We start from the raw sequence: 9,754 nt of genomic DNA, 5'->3' as shown, positions 1-9,754 counted from the left end.
AAAACCAGATTTTAAGTAATAAAACCTGGTTTTAAATCCTATTTTGTATATTTAAAAGTATTATTTACTTTTGTTAATTTTAAAGCATTAATTAAGGTTTGATTATATGTTAAGTTAATTCTGATATTATCATCGATATTTTCTTTTGATTCTATTAAAACTTCATTTTGTTTTGGATCTTCATTTGTATTAAAAATATGAATATTAAGGTTTTGTGAAATTCTTGATAATTTAATAGTATTTTTTGGTGGCACTTGTAAAATACCATTACCTAAAATTTCATTAAATGTTAAATTAAATGTATCTTCATAATCACTTTCAAAATTATTAACTTCTAATTTTGATTTTGAATCCATTTCAAGATTACTATTTTCACCAAGTCCTTTAAAATATGGATAATTAGATGATAATCTTAAAACAACATTTTCAAGGATTAGGTGCTTAACACCTGAAGGTATTATGAAATTAGAAAAGGACATAGGTTCACTATTTTTAGAATACAATTTTATAGTTATTTGCTTATTATCTGCACCTGTTATGTTTTTAACTTTTGATGAATTGCTTTCAAAATGAACTAAACCATTATATTGACCTAAATTAACAGTTTCAAAAACCTCTGTATGTGGATTAGATATTAGAATTTTTAAAGTATTTTGTGAATTATTTAAATTAGTATTAATAGACTTAAATTTAGTTTGATTATTATCTCCTAATACAATTAATTCTGGTTTATTACCTACAATACTATTATTAAATGAATCAAAATAAATATTTGGTCTTTCATTTGCTTGATTGTTTGAAAGTAATGTACTTACATTGTTTAATGTTAAAGAATTACCTGATAAGTAAATATTTGAATTTCCATTTTCAGCTGTAAATGTTAAAGAAGCATTTTTAAAAATTAAATCTTTTGTTAAAACAAGATTATTTCCTCTTATATTAAAGGTATGACCATTACCATCAATTGTAATTTTTTTATTAAATATATATGAATTATTATGTGAATCTGTTTGAAGTACAATAGAATTTTTTAGTTTTACAATATCACCATCACTAGAATTATTTATAGCTTCTTGAATGTTTTTATATGGATTATTTTCTGTACCATTTCCACCATAAGATTTTCCAGCTATATTTTCAACATAAATTATTCTATTATTTTGTGATAAAACAGGTTCTTGCTTTTTATCATTGTTATCAACAGTGTTATCTACTGGTTGATCAGAATTTATAGTGGTATCTGTATTAGAATTATTATCTTGTGGATTTTGTGAAGCAATTTGGTTATTTGTTGAATTGTTTGAGCTATTACTATTAGAATTTGTAAAATTCTCACCAGAATCACTATTAGGTTGATTTGATGGTTGAGTATTATTTTGTTCATTTTCTTTTACATTTGTTTCTTTGGGTATAGAAGTACTGTGTTGATTATTTGATGCTGTTTGATCATTTAAATTTTGATTATTTTTATTACTTGGGTTATTTGTTTCTTGTGAATTAATTTTTATAACTAAAAAATCACCTTTTTTAACTAAATCATCAATATGTTGAATTGAAACATTTTCATTTTTTAAATTAGTGATAAAACCTAATTTAATTTGTTTATTATCATTTGTTACATCTAATTTTGTAAATCGATGATTTAATTCAACAACTTTATTATTTACCAAATATTGAATGTTTCATTTTTTAATATCATTTTGTTGTAAGACCACATTTTCTGAAAAGTTATTTTCTTTATCTTCGATTTTTAAAACTATGTTTTGAGAATCTAAAACATCATTTAAATTATATGTTTTCTTAATTTGATCTTTATTCTCAATAATTAATTTTAATTGATCATATTTATATAGTATTTTTGTACTAAAAATTTTGTTATTTTCATTTTTAATAAAAACTAAATTGTATCTATAATCACTTGATAAAGTTAAATTTACAAAAACATTATCTTTTGAGATTTTCTCTATAATTACTAAATCATTTTTTGTTTTAATATTAAAATTTTTGTCTAATATTTTTAATTTAATACTTTCTGTTTGATTACCTAAAATAATTGATTTACCTTTTGTAAGTTCAATATTTGGGTTATTTTGTAACGAATTAAAATAAATGTTGTCTGACAAATCATTATTAATTTTTAAAATTGAATTATTTTCAAATATTAAATTAGAACTCTTAAAAAAATTATTATTTTCATTATTAAAATTTAATTCAATATTTTTTTCAATTAAAAAATTTGTATCAATAAATTTTATATTTTTCGGTAGTTCTGAATTTTTTGTATTTAATAATTTTATAGTTTTATTATTTCCGTTTACAGTAATATTTTTATTTTTATATTTTTCCAATATCGAAATATCTAAAATTGTATTTTTAGAAATATTAATAATTTCTATTTTATCATTTGAATCCGCTAATTCAAAAGATTTTAACAAAGAAGTAAATTCATTATTATTAGTATTTGTATTATCTTCATTAACATAATGTATTTTGTTTGTTTTTGGATTTATTGTTGTACAGCTTGTAGAAATCAAAGCTGATGAAAAACTTAAAAAACTAAGTTTTCATAATATATTTATTTTATTTATTTTTCTTTTCATATTTTTCCTTAATTTATTTGTAAAATAATATCATATTTTATATAAAAAATTATTTATTAAATTATTAATTTATTTGAATTAAAACCCTAAAATATAGATAAAAAAAATATTTTTGATATATAAAAATTTTAGTTTTTTATATAATTAAAAAATATGAAAAATAAGTTGCTTTTAATTCAAATTTTATGTGTTAAACATATATTTGCAAACTTTACTGAAAACCACTATCCGACTAAGGGTTTTTGTGTTGAACAATACAGTGAAAATTTATTTGATACTGTCTCCATTTAATTTTTGTACTACATTAAAAAGAAAGGAGAAAAATGACAAAAGTACAAAAAAATAAACATATTATAGAATTAGAAAATGTTGTTAAGAATTTTGATAATAAAATGGTTCTTAATAATATTAATTTAAAAATTAACCGTGGTGAATTTGTCACTCTACTTGGTCCTTCTGGTTCAGGAAAAACAACAATTTTAAGATTAATCGGTGGTTTTGAATGAGCAACAAGAGGTGAAATTAAATTTAATGGTTCAGATATTAAAGATCTTTCACCGCACAAAAGAAATGTTTCAACTATTTTTCAAGACTATGCTTTATTCCCACACTTAAATGTTGAAGGAAATATTTTATATGGACTTAAATTAAAAAGAGTACCAAAAGAAGAAATTAATCAAAAACACATTTTAAAACTTGAGCAAAAAGTTTTAAAATGACACCAAAAAGCAGAATCTGCTAAAAATAAATTAGATAAAATCCAAGAACAATATACAAAGGAACTAGAATCTTTAAAACCTGGTACATACCAATATAACAAAAGACAAAATTGACTAGATGATTCTGATTTTAAATATTCATATTGAGAAAACTATGTTGATTTAAAAAAGCAAAATTATGAAAACTTTTATTTCAAACGTAAAATGACAAAACAAGAATTAAAAGATAAAATAGATAGAATTATTGAAATTGTAGGTTTAAAAGGTAATGAAACTAAAGCGATTACTGAATTATCTGGTGGTATGAAACAAAGAGTGGCACTAGCTCGTAGTTTAGTTATTGAACCCGAAATTTTACTTTTAGATGAACCATTAAGTGCTCTTGATGCAAAAATACGTCAAAAAATGCAAATCCTTTTAAGATCAGTACAACAAGAACTTGGTTTAACTTTCATTTTTGTTACACATGATCAAAACGAAGCACTTGAATTATCTGATAAAATTGCTGTTATGCGTGGTGGTGTAATAGAACAATATGACACCCCTAAAAATATATATGACTACCCAGTAAATATTTGAGTAGCAAGATTTATCGGTGAATCAAATATTTTTAATGCTAAATTTTTAAATTCTGAAAAAGTTAAATTACTTGGTAAAGAATTTAAAACAGTTCATTCACTTGAAGAATTTCAAGCAAATGAAGAAGTTGATGTTTTAATAAGACCAGAAGATATTGATATAACAAACAATCCTTCAACCACTGATGGAAAAATTATTGGTTTTGTTAAAGAAAAATCATACCGTGGAAGTTATTACTATTTAACAATTGAAACAGAAGATGAAAGTATCTTATATGTAGAAACAGCTAAAAAGTTTGAAATAGATGAAAAAGTATTTTTAAGTTGAACAATCGATTCAATTCACTTAATGAAAAAAGATCCAAAATGAGACTATTTTAAAAATGAATTCCAAAATTAAATCTCTTTTAACCTTTGATAAAAGAAGTTATTTATTTTTACCATATTTAATCCTAGCGATCTTTTTTATACTTTTACCCATTATCTTAATTTTTATTAGTGCCTTAAGCATTGAAAACTTTGATCCCTGATTTTTAGTTAAAAATGCTAATGTTTGAAATATTATAGCAAGATCATTATTTGTTGGAGTATGCTCTGCAATAATTTGTTTATTAATCGGATTTCCATATGCCTATTTTGTTTCTATTTCAAAATCAAAAATGTTTAAAACTTTTGCTTTAAGTTTAATCATTAGTCCTCTTGCAATTTTCACAATAGCAAGAATTTACGCTATTAAAGGTGTTGCACTTTGATTATTTTCAAGTGATCCTAAAAAACTTAATAATGAATTTTTTATTATCTTTGGTTTAATTTATTTAAACATCCCTTTAATGATAATGCCACTTTATTCAGTTTTTAAAGATATGCCAAAAAATATAATAGAAGCTTCACATGATTTAGGATATAATCATTTGCAAACAATTTTTAAAGTTGTTATACCTTATGGTACAAAGGCAATTTTAAGTGGTTTAGGTTTAATTTTCTTATCAAGCGCAACAACTTTTATTGTAAGTTCTAAATTATTACCTGATGGTTCACAAACACAATTAATTGGTGATGTACTTAACTCAAAGATAAATCCTGGTAATAAATATGATTTAAGTACCGGATCAACATTAGTAATTGTTGTTTCAGGTATATTTATTGGTATATATTCATTAATAATTATATTACCTAAAATTCTATTTAAATTCAAGAAAGGATATCACTATGAATAAGTTTTATACCTTCTTGAAAAAAAGTTATATTTATATAATTTTAACATTTGTTTATATACCACTTATTTTTGGTGTTGTATTTAGTTTTAATGCACCTACACCAAAAGGAGAGTTTAACCCTACTTGAACACAAGCAACTACAAATAACTGAAAAACTTTATTTAGTAATGGTCGTGATTTAAGTTTAGTAAACACACTACTTGTTGCTATTGTCGTAAGTTTTTTAGTCGTTTCATTAAGTTTGATAACTGTTTATACATTATATAGACAAAAAAATAAATCATTAAGAACAATAACAACAGCGACTTCTAATATTCCACTAATTAATCCGGATAACATTACAGCAATTGGTCTTGTACTTGTTTTTGGATTGTTATTTGGTTTAGTAAATGTTGATGAAGAAGGATTTATTAGAGTAATTGTTGGACATACAATTATGACTTTACCCTATGGTATTTCATTAATGTTACCAAGAAGCGATAAGTTTAATAACAACTTATTTGAAGCTTCACAGGATTTAGGATATTCTAAAATAAAATCTTGATTTAAAACATATTTAATCCATATGATTCCAGCAATCATAATGGTTTCAATTGTAAGTATTGTGTTTAGTTTTGATGATTTTATTATCACTAGAACTGTATCAAATACAAGTACTTTAGCTACAAAACTTTATGAAGGTGCTTTTGCCCCATGAGCACTTGTTTTAGGTTCAATAATTTTATTTATTGTAATCTTTGGAAATATTATTTATGCTATTTATAAATCTAAAAGAGGTAATTAGTAAAATTGAAACTTTTTAAAAGAATTAAATTTTATTTAATCTCAATAATTGGGGCAATTTTTGGAACAACATTGATTGTTTCTTTATTAAGTTATAAAACACAAAATAATTTCAAACCCAGTTTTTTTAATTACAAATCTTATATGTCAACACAAAACATTAATGTTTTAAGAAATGTTTTTGATTACAAAGAATTTGATTCTATTAGTGAATTTTCTAATTCATTAATAAATAATAAAGCTGCAGCTGGTATTGGATCTGATTTTTTAGCAGTTGAATTAATAAATAAAAACTTAATCGATAAAATAAACTATTCTGTTCTTTTTAATAATAAAGATCTTGAACCAATGCTTGGATATGATAAACTTAAAAGTGAATATGATTTGTTAATCAAAAATCATAAACAAGTTCCACAAGAATTAGAAGAACAATTCAAAAAGGCTACACAAGCTAGATTGCTTGCTAAAAATTATTTAAAATTAGTTTTAAGAAAAGAAATTTTTGACCATCTTACAGAATATAAACTTAAAAATGGTAGTGAACTTTGAGAATACTTTTTCCCTTATTTTTCACAAGATATGGTAGTTTCTTACAATATTAAAAAAGTTAAAATTCCTCAAAAAAATAAAAATGAGGATGGATCAATTAATTTGGAACTTTACAAAGATTCTTTTAAATCAAATGACCCTGAAAAAAGTGTTATAAGTGATACAAAAGCACTTGTTAATATTATGAAAATTCTTTCTCAAAATAACTATAACAACTGAGTTATAACAGATGCAATTAGAGATAATATGTTATATGGTTCAAGTTATTGACCATTACCAAACGGAAGAACTGAAACAAAATTTACAGGTTTTATCGAAGATTTACCAAATAATATTGATGAACCTTATAAATTAATGATTGATTCATTCACTTCATTAATTAAAGATGGTACTGGTTTTGATATAAAAGATAATAAACATATTTCATTTATTGGTGATGGTTTAGAAATAGTTAACAATATTATAAATCCAACAAGGCCTGATGTTAATGTTGCAATTATGTATAATGGTGATGCGATAGATGCTTATTATGGATCAGATAATTTTCCTGATGTAGTAGAAGACGGAGAAATTAGATCTATAAAACCTAAACATAATTTACTACTTGTTGATGGTTTTGTTATTGCTAAATCATTATCTGATGAATCAAAAAATGAATATACACAAATAATAAGTGAGTCTTTTTTATCACAAGCACAAAAAGATCATCAAATTTATAAAAATTTAGTTAATGAGAAAAAAATACAACCAATTGTATTTAATTCATCAGATTTAGAAATTTATAAAATACAAGAATATATAAGAGAATATCAAATTAATAAACTTTTTAATGAATTTAAAAATCAAGAACTTTTAGATTTAGATATAAATCAAGAAGATAAGGAAATATTAATTAAAAAATACTCAAATATAATTAATTTAACAGATTTAAAAAATAAAAAATATCTTGATTTACTAAACAATAACAGATTACAATTTAATAGTGGTCAAGAGGTTGATTTAGAATCAAGAATTAGTATTTATCAAGAAATTATAAAAAATACTCTAAATGATAATTATCAAGATTATATAAATAAAGTTCTAACTATTTTAAAAGATCAAAATGCAGATATTGTTTTTGAAATTAATAAATTAAATTCTAATAATGATTACAAATTATTTAATTATTACTTGACACAAGATGTAAAAAATAATAAACATTCTATTTCTAACTATTTTGAAAAAGATAATTTAGATCAAAATAAAGAGCAATTAATTAATTATTTATCAAGAAAAATTGTTTATATTGATTTAAGTAGTGATTATATTTTAGATAATTACTTATCACTAAATAATTTTGATTTTATAAATTATGTTCCGACAACTGATTTTGACTATGAAATTGTTTTAAGAAATTATTTTATGGATTCAAATGAAGGGTATGATAAAAATACTGTTGAAATGTATGAAATTTTAAACAATGAAAATGTTATTCATAAAAGTATTCAACCTGTTTCAGATGAACTTTTAAGTAAAATTACAACTTATTATTTTAATAAAACAAAATCTTAAAGAAAAACAACAAAATTTAAATTTTGTTGTTTTTGTTATTTGAAAAGGTATCAAAAATAAGTTTTGCTATTTTAAGTGAAACAACTTTTTCTAATTCTTCAATGGTAGCATTTTTAATATTTTCAAAGGTCTGAAAATAATCAAGTAATTTTTGTTCGGTTTTTTGACCTATACCTTTTATATTTAAAAAAGATGTTAAAAATAGTTTATTTTCTTGTTTTTTTTGAAAATATGTTTTAGCAACATTATCAACCTTAACTTGCATATTTGCTAATAAGTTAAATGATTCTTTTGACAATTCAATTACATTATTAAATTCATCTATAACATATTTAGTTTTGTGTTTATTATCTTTAACTAAACCAATGACCGGATTAATAAAATTAAAATTTTTTAGCGATTCCTTAACTTCTTTAATTTGCATATGTCAACCATCTGCAATAAATAATTCATTTTCTTGCACACCATTATATTTTATATAATGCAATACATTGTAATACATATAATAAATGTCTGCATTCACTGAATAATTAATTAAATACTTTTCTAATGAATATTTATTTTTAGAAACCTTATTACTGTATTTATAAATTGTATAATATGAACCCACACCTTTTTGGTTAGATTCAAACGAATTATCAAAAATTGTAATTTTTGATAATTGTGTTTTATTTAATTTTTGCTCTAGTTCAGTAAATAAATTAATTCTTGTTTTATTATCTTTTAAAAACTTTTCTTTTGTTTCTATAAGATTAACTTTTATATTGTTTTGAATTTTTTTAAAAGTACCTATTTTAGGGTATAAAATTAAATTTTGTATTTTCGTATTTAAATTTAATTCTAAATTATTTATTTCATTATTTAAAACAATATTAATAGGAATTTCATTGTTGTTATAATACTTATTAAGAAAATTTTCAATAAACTCTTCTAATAAACCATCAAAGAAAAAATATAAATTATTAAATTCAGAAGTTGCCCCAAAACGATATTTTCGGTATGACACAAAGTAAGCATTCTTTTCTTGATCAAATTCAAAAAAATCAATACTTTGGTATCTTTTAAGTTCACTTACTTGTGGTATTTTACAATTTTGAAGAAACTCTTGTGCTAATTTATATTTTTGTGCAAGATTAAAGTCAAAAAGATTGCAAAACTTTTCTTCTTCAAGATATAACTTTTTTTTAAAAAAATTATTTTTATTTTTAAATGCTAAAATTATATTCTGAAAAATATTTCTAATTTCATTATCAGAAAGGTTTCAAAGTGGTAAGCCTTCTTTATACAAAAAAATACTTTTGACACAATCAATAAAAGCGTAATGATGATCATCTTTAAATAATGGACCAAAAAAATATTCATTTTCTTTATTAATCTTTTTTGGCAATCTTTCTACTTTCTTAAAATCAATAATATTTTTATTTATAAAGATTTTAATATATGGATTTCCCCCGCTATATATTAAATCTATATTATATTTTGGCTGATATTGCCTAATTAAATTTTCTTCTAATAAGAAAGCATCTTTTTCATTTTCTGTATAAAAAACTTCAAAACTATCAATATCCAACATCATTGTATTAGTTTTATATGAGTTAATACTTCCTTTAAAATATTGTTTCATACGTTTTTTTAGTTTTTTAGCTTTACCAATATATATTATTTTCTTATCTTTATCTTTTCATAAATAAACACCTGGTTTATCTTTGATTTCATTTTCAATTTGATTAAATAAAATATCTTTTTTCATTTTCCCT

6 protein-coding genes are annotated in these 9,754 nt (G+C 22.1%); 4 read left to right on the top strand and 2 right to left on the bottom strand.

Annotated elements, in window-relative coordinates; translation table 4 throughout:
- Positions 1-38: 38 nt before the first annotated feature.
- Positions 39-2,600, bottom strand: a complete 2,562-nt coding sequence (locus BU00_RS0100805; RefSeq protein ID WP_027121074.1) for a hypothetical protein — start codon at positions 2,598-2,600, stop codon at positions 39-41.
- Between the two features lie 323 nt (positions 2,601-2,923).
- Between BU00_RS0100805 and BU00_RS0100800 the strand changes: the two genes are divergently transcribed.
- From BU00_RS0100800 to BU00_RS0100785, 4 genes are read left to right on the top strand one after another with little or no spacing between them, the layout of a single operon-like run.
- Positions 2,924-4,297 (top strand): ABC transporter ATP-binding protein, encoded by a 1,374-nt coding sequence (locus tag BU00_RS0100800; RefSeq protein ID WP_027121073.1) that lies wholly within the window; start codon positions 2,924-2,926, stop codon positions 4,295-4,297.
- Positions 4,281-5,114: an ABC transporter permease gene (locus BU00_RS0100795; RefSeq protein WP_027121072.1), complete on the top strand. Its 834-nt coding sequence runs from the start codon at positions 4,281-4,283 to the stop codon at positions 5,112-5,114. Before BU00_RS0100800 ends, BU00_RS0100795 begins: the two co-directional genes overlap by 17 nt.
- On the top strand, positions 5,107-5,898 hold the full coding sequence (locus tag BU00_RS0100790; RefSeq protein WP_027121071.1) for an ABC transporter permease: 792 nt from the start codon (positions 5,107-5,109) through the stop codon (positions 5,896-5,898). The genes BU00_RS0100795 and BU00_RS0100790 overlap by 8 nt, the downstream gene beginning before the upstream one ends.
- A gap of 5 nt (positions 5,899-5,903) precedes the next feature.
- Positions 5,904-7,997 carry a type 2 periplasmic-binding domain-containing protein gene (locus BU00_RS0100785; protein WP_051521832.1) on the top strand — a complete coding sequence of 698 codons (2,094 nt, stop codon included), beginning with the start codon at positions 5,904-5,906 and terminating at the stop codon, positions 7,995-7,997.
- A gap of 16 nt (positions 7,998-8,013) precedes the next feature.
- Here BU00_RS0100785 and BU00_RS0100780 read toward each other — a convergent pair whose 3' ends face one another.
- Positions 8,014-9,747, bottom strand: coding sequence for a GIY-YIG nuclease family protein (locus BU00_RS0100780; RefSeq protein ID WP_036458756.1), 1,734 nt, complete (start codon positions 9,745-9,747; stop codon positions 8,014-8,016).
- Positions 9,748-9,754 lie beyond the last annotated feature (7 nt).

This window comes from Mycoplasma leonicaptivi ATCC 49890 (assembly GCF_000622205.1).
GTDB lineage: Bacteria > Bacillota_I > Bacilli_A > Mycoplasmatales > Metamycoplasmataceae > Mycoplasmopsis > Mycoplasmopsis leonicaptivi.
Note: the sequence above shows the minus strand (reverse complement) of the source record. Positions and strands in the feature narration are given on the sequence as shown.